Raw genomic sequence first — 14,901 nt, 5'->3', positions numbered from 1 at the left:
AAATCGTGTCTATGTCGTTGTTGTTCGGTTTTGTTTCCAAGGATTCCTGTCTCCCGCGGCGCTTCGCACAGAAACTTTACACACCCTGTGCTATAATGATGTCGCAAATCTACAATAAAGGAACGAGCCTATGGGAATCGAACTCTTAAAACAAGAACATTATCGTATTTTTGATCAAACGTCACTCGGAACTGCTTTCCATGCGACACAATCGTTTGCGATGGACGACACATTATGTGCTTCCGTTGCAACAGAAGGAGCCGCACTCCGCTCTTGGATTCACCACGAAACCGTCGTCCTCGGCATCCAGGATGCCCGTCTTCCTCATCTTGCTGACGGTGTAGCTGTCCTGCAGGAACATGGTTTCTCACCGGTCGTCCGTAATTCAGGTGGTCTTGCCGTCGTCCTCGACGCCGGTGTTTTAAATATTTCACTCGTCCTACCGGAACGCGGCGGCATCGATATCGACAGTGGTTACGAAGCGATGCTGGCGCTTGTCCGTCGTATGTTCGCACAAGAAACGGACGCAATCGTCGCTGGTGAAGTCGTCGGATCGTATTGTCCCGGTTCTTATGACTTATCGATTGCCGGTAAAAAATTCGCTGGTATCTCCCAGCGTCGTGTTCGTGGCGGAGTTGCCGTTCAAATCTATCTTTGTGTCAACGGAAGTGGAAGTCAACGCGCCGCTTTAGTCCGTGACTTTTACGCAGCAGCGCTTCAAGGTGAGACGACGAAATTCGTCTACCCGACCGTCGTGCCGGAAACGATGGCGTCACTCGAGGAACTGCTTGGTACTTCCTTGACAGTCGAGGAGTGCTTACGTCGTGCATATGAAGCGTTACTTGCGCTCGGCGCTGATTTGACGCCCGCAACGTTGACGGAGCTCGAGAATGAGCGTTTCGGCGTCAACCTGAGTCGGATGCTTGATCGAAACGAAAAAGCCCTAGGTTAAGAAAGGAGAGAACGTGATGATCCGATTGATCACAGATAGTGGTGCTGATGCACCAAAAGACATGTTAGATGCTTATGATTTTACGGTCATGCCATTTGGCGTATTGATCGACGAAGACACGTTCTTCGACGGAGAATCGATATCTCCGAAACAACTGTATGATAAGATGCGTGACGGTGCAGCACCGAAGACATTCCAGGTCGAAGTCAGCCGGATGGTCGAGGTGTTCACGCGTCACTTCGAACAAGGAGATCCCTTCCTCTATCTCGCCTTCTCAAGCGAATTATCGGGAACATATCAAACAGCGAAGATGCTTACGGAGGAACTCGCCGAAAAATATCCGAACGTTCCTTACCTAGTACTCGATACGAAAACCGCTTCGACAGGACAAGGACTATTCGTTCTCGATGTCGCTGAATATGCGAAGACACATTCGTTCGAAGAAACAGTGGCTTATGCTGAAGCCAAGGTAAATACGATTCGTCATCTGTTTACAGTCGAATCACTTGAATATTTGATGCGCGGTGGACGTGTTTCGCGAGCTAGCGCCTTCATTGGTGGTCTCTTATCGATCTTGCCACTATTGACAGTCGAAGACGGGAAGTTGATCCCAAAAGAGAAGATCCGTGGTCAGAAAAAAGTCATGAACCGAATCGTCGAGTGGATGGAAGAAGCACGTCCTGCGATTGACGGACACCGGATCATGATTGGTCACGGGGATTCAATCGAACGGGCAGAACAGTTAAAACAATTGATTGAAGCACAGTTTTCACCAAGCGAAGTCATCTTGACGATCGCCGGCGCAGCGATCGGTTCACATACCGGACCGGGACTCGTCGTCATTGGGTATGACCTTCCACGTTAACGGCACTCATTTTTATCTTATAGTACGACAAAATGGGACAGACTCTGTTTAGAGCCTGCCCCGTTTTTTTATGAATTGTATCCGAAGAACAGCAATGCCATGCTTAATCCAAGCGAAGAGACGAGGAACACGATCGCCATCCCACCCATTCCGAAAACTAACAGCTTCGGTAAATCACGTCGCTTCTTCAGAAGGGCAGTTAATAACCCGACGTTGATCAAGAGGACGACGAGGAACGGAAGCAACAGCATCCAACGTTCTTGCAGTAAAAATAAACTATCCATTTCTTTGCTCCCTTCTTTCAGACTCCAAGAATGGTCGGAATAGATTCAGACATAAGAAACGGAATAAAACATAAGCGAACAGAAGTGTCGATACTACTTCGAAACCGGCATATCCGATATCACGCCACGTGATTCCTGTCGTCACTCCGACGAACCAATACGGGAAGTCGACCGTCAACAGACTACACATCAAAGCGAGAACGGCTTCCAGACGTGTTTGTCGATCGTAAAGTGAGTAAGATACCTTCTTTATATTGAATATATTCGCGATTCCGTCATCCGATGTGTACCCTTTGATGATACCAATGACGCCGCCTAGTACCGCTAGTGCATACCATGGAAGTGGCCAAGTGACATGAAAAAGTAGGAGTGCGAACACAATCAATAAGACACGGATTGCCATCAGTCTTCTGTTTTCGATGCTGCCACCGCATCATGGGAATTTAAGTTGACCGTCAACGGCTTTGCTGTTCCTTTACCGGAGAAATTCTCGATCAACTCTTTGACATCTAATCCGGACGACGCCTTTAATGTTTCTTGCAGTGACGCCATCAAATTCGTCGCATAACCGGTGACACGGTTTGCACCGCCCCCTTCACCACTACCTGTATCAACGACTGTGATTTTATCGATGTTACCGAGTGGTGCAGCGATCTCTTTCGCGTACTCTGGCATCATCCGAATGACCATATCGAGAATCGCCGCTTGTCCGAATTGCTCGAACGCTTGCGCGATTTTTTCTTTCGCTTCTGCTTCCGCAAGACCCTTCAGACGAATGATCTCCGCTTCTGTTTCCCCCTGTGCCCGCTCAGCATCCGCTTTCGCAAGACCATCCAGACGAATTCGTTCTGCATCTGCTTTTGCCGATGCCTCGATCCGATATTTCGTTGCGTCCGCTTCCGCATATTGCTTCGCACGGTCCGCTTGGGCAGCTTGCTCAATCGAGTAACGATCAGCATCAGCGCGTTTTTTGACTTCCGCGTCGTATTGTTTCTCACGACGGAGGATTTCGCGTTCTTCGAGCTCGATTTGTTTTTGACGCTCGATGATTTTGATTTGCATCTGTTGCTCCGTAACTTCTTGTTGCGCGCGTGCATTCTCAAGATCATACGCTTGGTCGGCTTTCGCCTTCGCGATATCTTGTTCGCGGCGGTAGTCTGCCATCTTCAACTGATTTTCTTTTTCCGCTTCAGCGATCTCGGTCGCACGTTCAAGTTCTGCTTTTTTCGCATCTTTTGAAGCTTCCGCCCGCTTGATGCGTGTCTCTTTTTCCGCGTCTGCCGTTGCGATGTCCGCATCACGGCGAACCTGTGCAATCCGCGGTTTACCGAGGGATTCTAAGTATCCGTTCTTGTCACGGACGTCTTTGATCGTAAACGAAACGATGACGAGTCCCATTTTCGCCAGGTCTTGAGACGCGACCCGCTGGACTTCTTGTGAGAACTTATCACGGTTCTTATAAATTTCTTCGACGGTCATCGACCCGAGAATCGAACGCAAGTGTCCTTCAAGGACTTCACGTGCTTCGCCTTCCCGCTCCTCCTTTGATTTTCCGAGGAACTGCTCCGCTGCCGTCGCAATCTCAGAAATCGAGCTACCGATCTTGATGATCGCTGTACCGTCTGCCATGACCGGTACACCTTGCTCCGTATAGACTTCAGGTGTCGTGACTTCGAGTTTACTCGATAACAAACTCAGTGGTGTCGCCTGTTGGAAGACAGGTAACACGAATGTTCCGCCACCTCGAATAATTTTTACCCGGTTACCGGACTCATCCGTATTGACGTTGCGTCCTCCGAGATAACTACCGGATACGATCAACGCTTCTTCCGGACCGACCGTTCGGTACTTCGTGATGAATAAGACGATCAATGCAACGATCAACGCGACCGCGACGATCGATACGATTAACACTGGATTCATGTAAACATCTCCTTTTTCCATTGTTGGGGGTACGTCACGACAGACGCGACGCCTTGTTTGATCTCAATGACGAGCACCTTCGTGCCTTGTGGTAAGGCAGGTCCTTCAAACAGGACGGCTGACTTTGATACGCGCCCTGAGACGTCATCAAGTAAGATTTCACCATATCCTTCAGTCGGAATCGGCACGATGACGGTTGCGCTGCGACCTTCTAGCATCTGTTCCGAAAATCCAAGCGACTGTTCAGCTTGTGCCATCGGAACGAATAAAAAGATGTGCATCAGCGTCGTCACTAATAACGTAATCACACTGCTGATGATTAAAATCAACATCGAACGAAGTGGACTGAGCTGTTCGAGTCCGAATCCGATCGCTGACGTGATGATGACAAAAGATAAGATCAACGTGGGATGAAAGATTTGATCGACGCCTGGAATGGCGTCTGAGAATAGGATGGACACAAACACACCACAAGCAGCGGCCGCTAACGCATATAAATAAAGTGTACTAACGTCCATCTTCGTTCACCTCGATGTAAGGATGTGAGCCATACAGTTCGTGGTAAGCCCTTTGATAAGCAGCCCGGTTTTCCTCAAACAATAAACGAGCCAATTCTTTGTCTCGTTGATCGATGGCCTCTTCTTGACGGCGTAAGTATTTTTTCTGTGCGGCAAAATGACGTGCTAATCTTGCCTCAATCGACGGCTCTCGTTCACGCTGCAACTCCTGTTTCATCGCTCCACTCCTTTCTGAAGTACTGGCTTTCTTTCTCTTCTACGCTTATTTTTTAGAAAATGTTTCAAAATGAATTCCAATTCTTTTCCTTTCATTAAAAGAAAAAAACGTTCATCCCCTACAGAGGACAAACGTTTTTGAATAATTAGCGTTTATGAACGATTCGGTCGACGAACAATCAGACCATAATAGAGAATGAGCGCCAGGCAATCTAAGGTCATGATGATCAGTCCCATCGGAACAGCCGATTGTTCTCCCATGACCCCGACGAGTGGTGACACGAGCGAACCGACGAGCATCGGCAAGAGACCTAAAAGAGCCGAGGCACTGCCTGCCGTTGCTCCGTAATTTTGCATCGCTAAGGTAAAACCGAGCGTCGAGATCAAACCGACGCTTGAAACGACGAAGAATAGTGGAATCATAACGAAGATCAGCTGATCCGTTAACGTCAAGGCGAGGAACAATAAGATGCTCGCACTCGCAACGATCGTCAAACTGATTCGCATCAGCCGCTCTGAATCGACACGACCCGCAAGGCGACCGGCGATTTGTGCTGCTAAGATGATTCCGATTCCGTTTAAACCGAACAAAAAACTGAACTGTTGCGGCGAAGCGCCGTAAATATTTTGTAAGACGAACGGTGAACCCGAGATATAGGCGAACATCGCGCCCATGACGAATGCTTGCGCGAACGCATAGCCAATGAAGACGCGATCCGTCAACAAACGTCCGAACGTCTTCAACGTCGTCGTCAGGTTTCCCTCAACACGTCTATCAAGCGGAAGTGTTTCCGGTAAACGGAGTGCAACAGCAAGTAACATCATCGTGCTTAAAATCGCTAGCAAGTAGAAGACGAAATGCCAGTCACCGAACCGAAGCAACTGTCCTCCGATGACGGGTGCGAGAATCGGTGCTGTTCCGTTGACGAGTGACAAGGCAGCAAAAAACCGCGTCAATTCGGGTCCATCAAATAAGTCACGAACGATTGCCCGGGAAATGACGATTCCTGACGCTCCAGCTGCTCCTTGGATGAATCGAAGCGCGATCAACACTTCAATCGTCGGTGCCATCGCACAGGCGAGAGAAGCGAGCAGATAGGCAAGTAATGCAACCATCAGCGGTCGTTTACGACCGCGAACGTCACTGAGCGGACCAACGATCAATTGTCCGAGTGCCATTCCGAGCATACAAGCCGTCAAACTCAATTGGATTAGTGATGCACTCGCATCAAACGAGCGTGACATATCTGGAAAAGCAGGTAGATACATGTCGATCGAGAGTGGTCCAAGTGCAGCAAGTGAACCGAGGATCAAGATCAACGTTAAGCGGCGTGGGGTCATGGTTTCTTTCGTCATGACGTCACGTAATCCAAATCATGCAAGACATAAGCGAGGAAAAAGACGACCGATGGATTTTCATATGTCATCTGAACCTTTTTGAGTTGTGCGCGGTAACCGGTCTCATACTCGACCCCGTTCAACTTCCGTTCCATGTTCATTTTAATCAATGCATCGAGTTTATCGATCACATCAACCATCTGTCCTTCGTATGTCTCGTCTTTTGCTTCCACGACGAACCGACGGAATGGTGCTCGGATTTCTTTTGGTAAATTATTGATCAACGTCTCTCCTTCTGCCCGTTCGTAAGCTTCGAAGGCTGCTGCTGTGACCGGTGTTGCATGTTTGACAGGTCCAAGAACATCTCCTGTCGTTCCTTCAACGAGATCATGACACAAGAGACGTGAGACGACTTCTTCGATGTCGATCGTGACGCCGTACTTTTCCGATTCAATCAGACCATTGAAGATACCAAGTGAGGCTGCTCGAAACGCATGTGTCGCGTCGTTATCATCAATCGTATTGAAACGTCCTTTCCAGCGCCGAATCGTATCCATCATCAAGACATTTTCAATGAAATGAGACATCTCATCCTCTTCCATGACCGACTGTGTCAAGCGACGAATCGAAACGAGTGGATGTCGTTCCAGAACAGCCTGTAATTCCGCTGCTTTTTGTTCGAAAAAGACGGACTCCGTCATCCGTGCTTCCCTTCGTGCATACAACATCGCATCGAACGTATCGATGGCTTCGACGATTCGCCCTTCCGGTGATTCATCCTCTGCATGTACGAGGTATGTCGTGAACGCTGGTTGAAGCGACTTCGAGAGTAAGGCAACGAGCTGTTCACTTGCTTGTTGTTCCATTGCCTGAATGTGTGCATGTAACGTTGGCTCTTTTTTCGTCCGGTGTTTAATGGGTCCGGTGATGACTTCGTTCATGTCATGGAATAGAGCTTTTCCGAGCAATGTCTGGCGGTCGACTGGTGGTTGCCCGTCTGCTTCTTCTAAATAGCTTGCCATCAAACTGAATAAGGCAACACGAAAACTGTGACTGGCTGCGTTATCCGGAAAACGTGGTGCGTATTCATCCCACCGTGGAACGTTTTGCATCCGCGTCAGCATCCGAATGAAATTACCGTTTTGCATGAAATCTCTCCTAACGAAAGACGGACAGAGAGTACCCTGCCCGCCATTGTATTATTTTGCTGATTTGGTTGAACTACTTCCGCTACGGAACCAACCAATGATTAAAATTAGGGCAAGTACGACCCAGAAGATCGTTTGCCATAGTGTACTCTCTGGAAACTCATGCGGCAAGACGTCGATCGACGGATGCGCGAGTGTCATGACGACCAGTTTTACACCAACCCATGCGACGAGCCAAAAGGCAGCTTCTTCGATACCTGGTCGCTTTTGGAGCAAGACGACGAACCAGCTCGCGAAGTAACGCATGATGACGAGACCAATGATCCCACTGAAGAAGACGACCCAGAATTGTCCTGTGTTCAGACCACCGATCGTTCCACCAATCATCGGTAATGTCGTTGCCATGGCGACAGCGGCAAGTGTCGAGTCGACAGCGAACGCCAAGTCAGAGAACTCGACTTTGACGACCGTCCACCAAAAATTCGGTGAGGCTTTTTGTGAGGCAATTGCATCCGGTACTTGATGTTTATTCGATCGAGCCTCGACGATTCCTTTGAACGCCACATAAAAGAGGTAGATCGCCCCGAGTGCTTGAAGTTCCCAAATCGTCGCTAAATACGAAGCAAAGAAGATTGCGACGAAACGTAAGACGAGTGCTCCGACGAGGCCATAGAAAAGCGCCTTTTTACGTTGATCGTCTGGTAACGGTCGGACGAGGACCGCCATGACCATCGCATTGTCGGCGGATAGTAATCCTTGCAAAATGATCAGTACGAGCCCGACGGTCGCATACTGTGTAATTAATCCAATATCCATACTAACGAATCCCCTTTATTGTTCAGTCTATTCATTATATGCCGGACATGAGGAAAGAAAAAGAGACCTGCTCTCCTTTTTGACTTCACTGTGTCTCTTATTCCCGCTGTTTAAACAGTTGTAACGTGCGTATCCTTCTTTCATGCGTTACACAAAAAACGATCCGTCATCGACGGATCGTTCCATTTCTTATAAGTTTTGATCGACTTTTTTTTCAGCATCTGGATTTGATTTTGTTTTTGGTGAAGAGAACCAACCCCAAAGAGCAAGACCGACCATGACTGTCCAGAAGAATGCCTGCCACGGTGTACTATGGGCAAACCCTTCAGGAAGTTTTAAGGCTTCAAAGATTGTTCCTTCGATTGATGCGTGGTATTTCGGGTGTTCAAGCGCCAGAACAGCTAGCTTCACACCGACCCAAGCGACGATTGCAAAGGCTGCTGTCTCAAGACCTGGGCGATCTGCGAGTAATTTAACAAAGACACGTGCGGCGAACCGCATCAAGACGACACCCATCAAACCACCTGTTAAGATGACGATGAAGTGACCTGTGTTCAAACCACCGATTTCACCTGATCCCCAGTTTGGAAGGGCAACGGCAAGTGCTACTGCTGCAAGAATCGAATCGACAGCAAACGCTAAGTCCGCGAATTCGATCTTCGCGACTGTCCGCCAGAATTCACCTTTTGAAACTGGCTCTTCCGACTTCGGTTCTTCATCTAGCTCATTTTCAGCCCCATGGTTCTCACCGAGCTTTCTGGCTTTAACGGTCTTATAAATATGCCGTAGTCCCATGATGAGCAAGTACGCTGCTCCGAGTGCTTGGATTTGCCAAATATCGACGAGGAACGAAATCGCGAACAATGCCGCGAATCGTAAGACGAACGCTCCAGCTAGTCCATAAAAAAGTGCTTTCTTTTGTTGTTCTCCTGGTAAGTGCTTGACCATGACCGCGAGTACGAGTGCATTATCCGCTGAAAGTAATCCTTCAAGCGCGATCAAGACGAGTACGACCCAGGCATACTGTAATAGTAACTGCCAATCCATCTCTGTCATCCCTTTCTCTTACTGCCTGTAAAATAAAAAAACTTCAATTATTGACCATGACGAAAAAACAATGATTACACGTTCACCTGAACATATACTATAGGATAGTATACCCGATTGCAAGTAAGTTATTCCTACAGATGTAGAATGTGTCGATTTTGAGTCGTGCGAGTTTCGTTTATCGAACGTTCGTGATAAAATTCAAGACAATACTTCTAGCGATGAAAAGATGAAACACATTTGCGGAATCATCAGACTTGCTCGTCTCTAGCATTCCTGTCATGTTATTACTATTGAAACACTACAAAAGGACAAAGGGGCCAATGAATATGTCTACCTACCCGATTACGTTACCAACGAAAGAAGAGCGCCATAAGCTGTTCGGTTCGGTACCACCGATCAAAGGAACAAAACCGACTGAAAAAGATAAGATGGTCGACTTGCAAAATACACCGAAGAACTTCCTGTTCGCACTAGATGCTGTCGGAATCTCAAACGTTAAACATCCTGTCGTCATCCAAGACGGAGACAAGACACAAGCGACAGTCGCGACGTTTGAACTGTCGACATCACTCGTACAAGACCGTAAAGGGATCAATATGAGCCGTTTAACAGAACAACTTGATCAATACCACAACGAAGGTTGGACGGTCACGAACGAGTCACTCATTCAATTTGCGCGTGATTTAGCAGACCGCATGGAACAAACGGAAGGTCAATTGACGATCCGTTACCCATGGTTCTTCACACGTAAAGCACCTGCAACAGGTCTTAGTGGCTTGATGAATGCTGAAGTATGGCAAACAGTCAGCGTCAACACGGAAACGGACGAAGCGACGTTGTCTGTCGGCTTGACGATCAACGTCACGACACTTTGCCCATGTTCAAAAGAAATCAGCGAATACAGTGCTCACAACCAACGTGGTTACGTCACGATGGAAGCATCGTTACGTGATGAAGCAGAAGACTTTGACTGGAAACAATCATTGCTTGATGCTGCGGAATCCAATGCCTCAGCGCCACTTCACCCAGTACTCAAACGTCCGGATGAAAAGCGCGTGACAGAGATGGCATACGAAAATCCACGTTTCGTAGAAGATATGGTTCGCTTGATTGCTGCTGATTTGTACGAAATGGATCCAATCGCTTCGTTCTACGTCGAATGTCGTAACGAAGAAACGATTCACCAACACGACGCGATCGCACGGATCACGTTCGATAAAGACGCACAATAAGTAAGTCTGCCGTACTCCCTCTTAATCCGAGCGAGTACGGCTTTTTTTGTATACCGGCATTGCTCTCCGTTTTGCGAGCGTTTACACTTAACTCGAATGGAGGAATGCACATGTTGGAACTGATTCCTTTTTTACTCGAACGACTTGGTATCATGATCATCTTAGCGTTCATCCTCGCCCAGTGGGGACCGACACGACGGCTGCTGCGTCAACCGGAAGCGGGCTGGCAATTTCGTGTCCTCGTCCTGTTTTTTGCGACGTATGGCATTTTAAGTAACTATACAGGGGTCAAAGTCGACTTAGCAGACTTCTTGCCTCATGCTTGGCTCGAAGAGGTCGACGGAACATCAGCGATTGCGAATACACGAACGATGATCGTCGTCATCAGCGGATTGCTCGCTGGTCCGCTCGGTGGCTTGATGACCGGACTCATCGTCGGGGTTCACCGGTATTCCCTCGGCGGATTCACAGCGTTCGCTTGCGCGCTTTCGACTGTCATTGCCGGTGGTGTCAGCGGTCTCTTACGCTCCTATTGGCGCGACCGCCTCAGTAGCCAAGCGTTATTGCCCGTGTGTCTGACTGCTTTTTTAATGCTGTTTGAAATGTCACTGATTTTACTGTTTTCCCGTCCCTTTGATGCGGCAGTCGAACTCGTCCAGTTCATCTTCTTACCGATGACACTGATCAACGTCCTCGGTGTCTGGTTGTTCTTATCGATCATCCGCCTCGCTGCGCGAGAAGAGGAAACGGTTCGGGCACGAGAAGCCGAACGGTCGTTGCATATCGCCGATTTGACGCTGCCGCATCTGACGCGTGGTCTACATATCCATACGGCAGAAGCTGTCGCGGAAATTCTGTTGCAGCAAACGCGAGCCGAAGCCGTCTCACTGACGGATCGTTCCGTCATCCTGGCCCATATCGGTATCGGGAGCGACCACCATCAAGCTGGGAGTCACTGGACGACGAAACCGACTGAGCATGTCTTGCAGGACGGACAAGTTCGTCTTGTGACGGAACGACTCGATATCGGCTGTCCCGTAACCGATTGTCCCCTTCAAGCCGGCATCATCGCTCCGCTCATCGTCGGGGAAACGACGATCGGGACGTTGAAAGTCTATTATCCTCATGCCGAATTGCTCGACGCCGTCGAAGTCGAACTCATTGAAGGGTTAGCGAAATTGTTCTCGACACAACTTGCACTCGGTAACGCAGAGCGGCAAGCCGGTTTACTGAAAGATGCCGAGATTCGGGCACTCGAAGCACAAATTCATCCCCACTTCCTGTTTAATGCGATCAATACGATTTATGCGCTGTGCCGGACGGATGTCGAACAGGCACGCACGTTGTTGCTCGAATTGTCGACGTTCTTCCGCAGTAACCTCCAAGGCGCACGATCGACGAAAATTCCGCTCCAAAAGGAACTCGAGCACATCGAAGCATACACATCGCTTGAAGCCGCTCGTTTTCCGAATCGTCCGTTTCTCGATATCGATTTAGCAGACGAGACGACGGCTTTACTCGTTCCACCGTTCATCTTACAGCCGTTGATCGAAAATGCGTTCCTTCATGCGTTTTCTTCTGAACAGACAGGATATGTCGGGGTGACGGCATGGTGTGAGGCAGACCAGCTGTGTCTCGAAGTCGTCGACAACGGACGCGGCATTGATGCCTCGCGCCTTGCCCGTCTCGGTCGAGAAGTCGTTCCGTCCTCAGGCACCGGTACCGCATTATTTAATACGGCAGAACGGATTCGAAGTTTATATGGTGAAAAGGGACAGTTTACGATCACGAGTGACGGTCAAAACGGCACGACGATCGCGATTCGTCTCCCGATTGAAGTCAGAAAGGAGATTCAGCATGCGCACCTTGTTGATTGAAGATGAACCGCTCGCACGTGATGAGCTCCGTTATCACGTGACCGCAGCCGGTCTTGAAGTCGTCGGGGAAACCGGTAGTGTCGAGGAAGCCGAACGACTCGTTCGCTCCCTTCAACCCGACTTAGTCTTTCTCGATATCGAGCTGACAGACGGAAGTGGTCTTGAAGTCGCTAAACGCTTAAAGTCGATGCCACGTCCTCCGGCTCTTTTGTTTGTGACGGCGTATGATGCTCATGCGCTTGAAGCGTTTGAGCTCAATGCCTATGACTACATCTTGAAACCGTATGATCCGGCTCGGATTGTCCGTGCGATTGAAAAAGTTGCACGACCGCTTCCGAAAAAAGCACCTCGACTTGAACGTTTAGCCGTCGAGACGGGCGAACAACTGAAATTATTGTCTCCTCAAGATATCAATTATATCGTCGCTGAGAACGGGAAAACAAAGATCGTCACAGAACATGAGGCGTATCCATCGAACGAGACCTTACTCGAACTTGAACGAAAGCTTCAAGATCATCGCTTTTTACGAGTTCACCGCTCATACCTCGTCAACTTATCAGCAATCGATGCCATCGAACCTTGGTTCAACGGAGCCTATAATTTAAAAATTCATCAGATTGATGTGCCAGTCAGTCGGACGTATGTCAAACTACTGAAAGAAGCGCTCGGTATTTAAGCGCTTCTTTTTTGTGATTCAAGGTCCATTTTCAACCTTTCATCGAACGAAACCGACACCTCATCTAAAAATCAAAGAAAGCGCTTCCATAACTTGTATACTAAATCCATCATAGTTCATTCAAGAGGAGGAATTTTAGATGAGCGCTACTCCAATCGTTATTGCTGTCATCTGTATCTTATTAATCGCGTATCGTCTTTACGGTACGTTCATGGCCGCGAAAGTCTTAAAAATCAAAGATGATCGCGAAACGCCTGCTCATAAATTAGCGGACGGAAAAGATTACGTCCCAACGAACAAATGGGTCTCGTTCGGACACCACTTCGCAGCAATTGCTGCTGCCGGTCCACTCGTCGGACCTGTTCTTGCTGCGCAGTTCGGATATCTCCCCGGCTTACTGTGGCTCTTGATCGGTGCCGTCATCGGTGGAGCGGTCCATGATATGGTCGTCCTTTTTGCTTCGATGCGCCAAGACGGTCAATCGCTGTCTGAAGTCGCTAAAAAAGAATTAGGTCCCGTCGCTGGTTTTTGTGCCGGTCTTGCGATGCTCTTCATCATCACGATCACGATGGCTGGTCTATCGATGGTCGTCTTGCATGCCCTGGAACATAACCCATGGGGTACATTCGCTGTCTTCTCGACGATTCCGATCGCGATGTTCGTTGGGATTTACTTACGTAAAGGTGGTAACCTAGCACTTGCTTCAACAGTTGGTTTTCTACTTATTCTAGCTGCGATTGGTTTTGGTCCTCAGTTAACGGAAACATTCATCGGTGACTGGTTCGATCTGTCGTCACGTCAACTCGCGATTGCTTTACCGATTTATGCATTCTTCGCTGCTGCACTGCCAGTGTGGCTCTTACTCGCACCTCGCGACTATTTATCGAGTTTCATGAAAATCGGTGTCTTCCTTGCCTTGATCGTTGGTGTCTTCATCATCAACCCGGACATTCGATTCCCGGCGTTCACGAAGTTCGTTGATGGTGGTGGTCCAATCATCGCTGGTCCAGTCTGGCCATTCATCTCGATCACGATTGCCTGTGGTGCAATCTCTGGTTTCCACGCTTTCGTCGGTTCTGGTACGACACCGAAGATGATCAATCGGTGGAGCGATATTAAACCCGTTGCCTTCGGTGCCATGCTTGTCGAATGTCTCGTTGCCGTCATGGCATTGATCGCTGCGACATCGCTTGAAGTCGGTGACTACTTCGCCATCAACTCAACTCCAGAAGTATTCGCGACGCTCGGTATGAGCACAGTCTATCTCGATGATCTATCCCGTGAAATCGGTCTCGATCTGGCAGGTCGAACAGGTGGTGCCGTCTCACTCGCTGTCGGTATGACGTTCATCTTCCGTGCCATCCCATGGTTCAAAGAGATTGCCGGTTTCTTCTTCCAATTCGTTATTTTGTTCGAAGCGGTCTTCATCCTGACAGCAATCGATGCCGGAACACGCGTCGCCCGTTACTTGATTCAAGATTTCTTCGGGGAGTTTTACAAACCACTCAAACGCGTCGACTGGATTCCAGGTGCCATCTTCGCTTCAGCACTCGGCACGTTCTTCTGGGGCTATCTCCTGTTCTCGGGTGACATCGGTTCGATTTGGGCATTATTCGGGGTATCCAATCAGCTGATGGCATCGATTGGCTTAATCATCGGAACGACGATCATCTTGAAAATCGCTGACAAAAAAGTCTATGCATTGACGACGTTCATCCCACTCGTCTATCTCCTGATCACGGTAACGTTCGCGGATATCTGGATGGTCGCAAATGTCTATGCGAATCCAGATTCTCCAGGTTTCAGCATCTTGAATACGGTCTTGTCGGTAACGATGGGACTGCTCGCGATCGTCATTACGATCTCAGCCGTTAAGAAATGGATTGAACTGTTGAATTCACCACGTTGGGAAAATCAAAAACGATCTGCGTAACTGGATCTATTTGATGTAAACATGCTTGTACCATTCCAACAAATAAAAGGGAAGCTCTTCCGGTATTTCATCC

15 protein-coding genes are annotated in these 14,901 nt (G+C 48.6%); 6 read left to right on the top strand and 9 right to left on the bottom strand.

Going from position 1 to position 14,901, the window contains the following annotated elements; genetic code table 11:
* The first annotated feature begins 130 nt into the window (after positions 1 to 130).
* Both K7G97_RS01490 and K7G97_RS01485 read left to right on the top strand, forming a co-directional pair.
* Entirely contained in the window at positions 131 to 952 is an 822-nt protein-coding gene (locus K7G97_RS01490; protein ID WP_223041176.1) for an octanoyl-[GcvH]:protein N-octanoyltransferase, read from the top strand.
* A gap of 16 nt (positions 953 to 968) precedes the next feature.
* Complete coding sequence (locus tag K7G97_RS01485; protein WP_223041175.1) at positions 969 to 1,817, top strand: DegV family protein; 849 nt, start codon at positions 969 to 971, stop codon at positions 1,815 to 1,817.
* Between the two features lie 68 nt (positions 1,818 to 1,885).
* Here the strand turns inward: K7G97_RS01485 and K7G97_RS01480 are convergent, their stop codons facing one another.
* The 9 genes from K7G97_RS01480 to K7G97_RS01440 all read right to left on the bottom strand — a co-directional run bounded on the left by K7G97_RS01480 (position 1,886) and on the right by K7G97_RS01440 (position 9,107).
* Positions 1,886 to 2,101 (bottom strand): hypothetical protein, encoded by a 216-nt coding sequence (locus tag K7G97_RS01480; RefSeq protein WP_223041174.1) that lies wholly within the window; start codon positions 2,099 to 2,101, stop codon positions 1,886 to 1,888.
* A complete protein-coding gene (locus K7G97_RS01475; RefSeq protein WP_223041173.1) occupies positions 2,094 to 2,504 on the bottom strand; it encodes a hypothetical protein in 411 nt (136 codons plus the stop codon). The genes K7G97_RS01480 and K7G97_RS01475 overlap by 8 nt, the downstream gene beginning before the upstream one ends.
* Complete coding sequence (locus K7G97_RS01470; protein ID WP_223041172.1) at positions 2,504 to 4,024, bottom strand: flotillin lipid rafts scaffold protein FloT; 1,521 nt, start codon at positions 4,022 to 4,024, stop codon at positions 2,504 to 2,506. Before K7G97_RS01470 ends, K7G97_RS01475 begins: the two co-directional genes overlap by 1 nt.
* Positions 4,021 to 4,542 (bottom strand): NfeD family membrane protein, encoded by a 522-nt coding sequence (locus K7G97_RS01465; protein ID WP_223041171.1) that lies wholly within the window; start codon positions 4,540 to 4,542, stop codon positions 4,021 to 4,023. Before K7G97_RS01465 ends, K7G97_RS01470 begins: the two co-directional genes overlap by 4 nt.
* Positions 4,532 to 4,759 carry a hypothetical protein gene (locus K7G97_RS01460; protein WP_058265474.1) on the bottom strand — a complete coding sequence of 76 codons (228 nt, stop codon included), beginning with the start codon at positions 4,757 to 4,759 and terminating at the stop codon, positions 4,532 to 4,534. Before K7G97_RS01460 ends, K7G97_RS01465 begins: the two co-directional genes overlap by 11 nt.
* 152 nt (positions 4,760 to 4,911) lie before the next feature.
* Positions 4,912 to 6,099: a multidrug effflux MFS transporter gene (locus K7G97_RS01455; RefSeq protein WP_262415780.1), complete on the bottom strand. Its 1,188-nt coding sequence runs from the start codon at positions 6,097 to 6,099 to the stop codon at positions 4,912 to 4,914.
* Between the two features lie 11 nt (positions 6,100 to 6,110).
* Complete coding sequence (locus K7G97_RS01450; RefSeq protein ID WP_223041169.1) at positions 6,111 to 7,244, bottom strand: YfbR-like 5'-deoxynucleotidase; 1,134 nt, start codon at positions 7,242 to 7,244, stop codon at positions 6,111 to 6,113.
* Positions 7,245 to 7,295: 51 nt separating this feature from the next.
* On the bottom strand, positions 7,296 to 8,060 hold the full coding sequence (locus K7G97_RS01445) for a TerC family protein (protein ID WP_023466776.1): 765 nt from the start codon (positions 8,058 to 8,060) through the stop codon (positions 7,296 to 7,298).
* Positions 8,061 to 8,249: 189 nt separating this feature from the next.
* Positions 8,250 to 9,107: a TerC family protein gene (locus tag K7G97_RS01440; protein WP_223041168.1), complete on the bottom strand. Its 858-nt coding sequence runs from the start codon at positions 9,105 to 9,107 to the stop codon at positions 8,250 to 8,252.
* 329 nt (positions 9,108 to 9,436) lie between these two features.
* Between K7G97_RS01440 and folE2 the strand changes: the two genes are divergently transcribed.
* The 4 genes from folE2 (at position 9,437) to K7G97_RS01420 (ending at position 14,828) form a co-directional block, all read left to right on the top strand.
* Positions 9,437 to 10,342, top strand: coding sequence for a GTP cyclohydrolase FolE2 (folE2, locus tag K7G97_RS01435; protein WP_023466774.1), 906 nt, complete (start codon positions 9,437 to 9,439; stop codon positions 10,340 to 10,342).
* A gap of 110 nt (positions 10,343 to 10,452) precedes the next feature.
* Positions 10,453 to 12,219: a LytS/YhcK type 5TM receptor domain-containing protein gene (locus K7G97_RS01430; RefSeq protein ID WP_223041167.1), complete on the top strand. Its 1,767-nt coding sequence runs from the start codon at positions 10,453 to 10,455 to the stop codon at positions 12,217 to 12,219.
* The gene (locus K7G97_RS01425) at positions 12,200 to 12,895 is read left to right on the top strand and encodes a LytR/AlgR family response regulator transcription factor (RefSeq protein WP_223041166.1); all 696 of its coding nucleotides are present in this window, start codon (positions 12,200 to 12,202) and stop codon (positions 12,893 to 12,895) included. Before K7G97_RS01430 ends, K7G97_RS01425 begins: the two co-directional genes overlap by 20 nt.
* Before the next feature lie 139 nt (positions 12,896 to 13,034).
* Positions 13,035 to 14,828 (top strand): carbon starvation CstA family protein, encoded by a 1,794-nt coding sequence (locus K7G97_RS01420; protein ID WP_023466771.1) that lies wholly within the window; start codon positions 13,035 to 13,037, stop codon positions 14,826 to 14,828.
* Positions 14,829 to 14,901 lie beyond the last annotated feature (73 nt).

The sequence above is a fragment of the Exiguobacterium acetylicum genome (assembly GCF_019890935.1).
GTDB classification, from domain to species: Bacteria; Bacillota; Bacilli; order Exiguobacteriales; family Exiguobacteriaceae; genus Exiguobacterium_A; species Exiguobacterium_A abrahamii.
This window is presented reverse-complemented; position numbering and strand designations above follow the sequence as displayed.

What these genes read in the sequence shown, in the direction of transcription:
- K7G97_RS01490 (WP_223041176.1), top strand. Translation starts at nt 131, where the DNA reads ATGGGAATCGAACTCTTAAAACAAGAACATTATCGTATTTTTGATCAA.
- K7G97_RS01485 (WP_223041175.1), top strand. Translation starts at nt 969, where the DNA reads ATGATCCGATTGATCACAGATAGTGGTGCTGATGCACCAAAAGACATG.
- K7G97_RS01480 (WP_223041174.1), bottom strand. Translation starts at nt 2,101, where the DNA reads ATGGATAGTTTATTTTTACTGCAAGAACGTTGGATGCTGTTGCTTCCG.
- K7G97_RS01475 (WP_223041173.1), bottom strand. Translation starts at nt 2,504, where the DNA reads ATGGCAATCCGTGTCTTATTGATTGTGTTCGCACTCCTACTTTTTCAT.
- K7G97_RS01470 (WP_223041172.1), bottom strand. Translation starts at nt 4,024, where the DNA reads ATGAATCCAGTGTTAATCGTATCGATCGTCGCGGTCGCGTTGATCGTT.
- K7G97_RS01465 (WP_223041171.1), bottom strand. Translation starts at nt 4,542, where the DNA reads ATGGACGTTAGTACACTTTATTTATATGCGTTAGCGGCCGCTGCTTGT.
- K7G97_RS01460 (WP_058265474.1), bottom strand. Translation starts at nt 4,759, where the DNA reads ATGAAACAGGAGTTGCAGCGTGAACGAGAGCCGTCGATTGAGGCAAGA.
- K7G97_RS01455 (WP_262415780.1), bottom strand. Translation starts at nt 6,099, where the DNA reads ATGACCCCACGCCGCTTAACGTTGATCTTGATCCTCGGTTCACTTGCT.
- K7G97_RS01450 (WP_223041169.1), bottom strand. Translation starts at nt 7,244, where the DNA reads ATGCAAAACGGTAATTTCATTCGGATGCTGACGCGGATGCAAAACGTT.
- K7G97_RS01445 (WP_023466776.1), bottom strand. Translation starts at nt 8,060, where the DNA reads ATGGATATTGGATTAATTACACAGTATGCGACCGTCGGGCTCGTACTG.
- K7G97_RS01440 (WP_223041168.1), bottom strand. Translation starts at nt 9,107, where the DNA reads ATGGATTGGCAGTTACTATTACAGTATGCCTGGGTCGTACTCGTCTTG.
- folE2 (WP_023466774.1), top strand. Translation starts at nt 9,437, where the DNA reads ATGTCTACCTACCCGATTACGTTACCAACGAAAGAAGAGCGCCATAAG.
- K7G97_RS01430 (WP_223041167.1), top strand. Translation starts at nt 10,453, where the DNA reads ATGTTGGAACTGATTCCTTTTTTACTCGAACGACTTGGTATCATGATC.
- K7G97_RS01425 (WP_223041166.1), top strand. Translation starts at nt 12,200, where the DNA reads ATGCGCACCTTGTTGATTGAAGATGAACCGCTCGCACGTGATGAGCTC.
- K7G97_RS01420 (WP_023466771.1), top strand. Translation starts at nt 13,035, where the DNA reads ATGAGCGCTACTCCAATCGTTATTGCTGTCATCTGTATCTTATTAATC.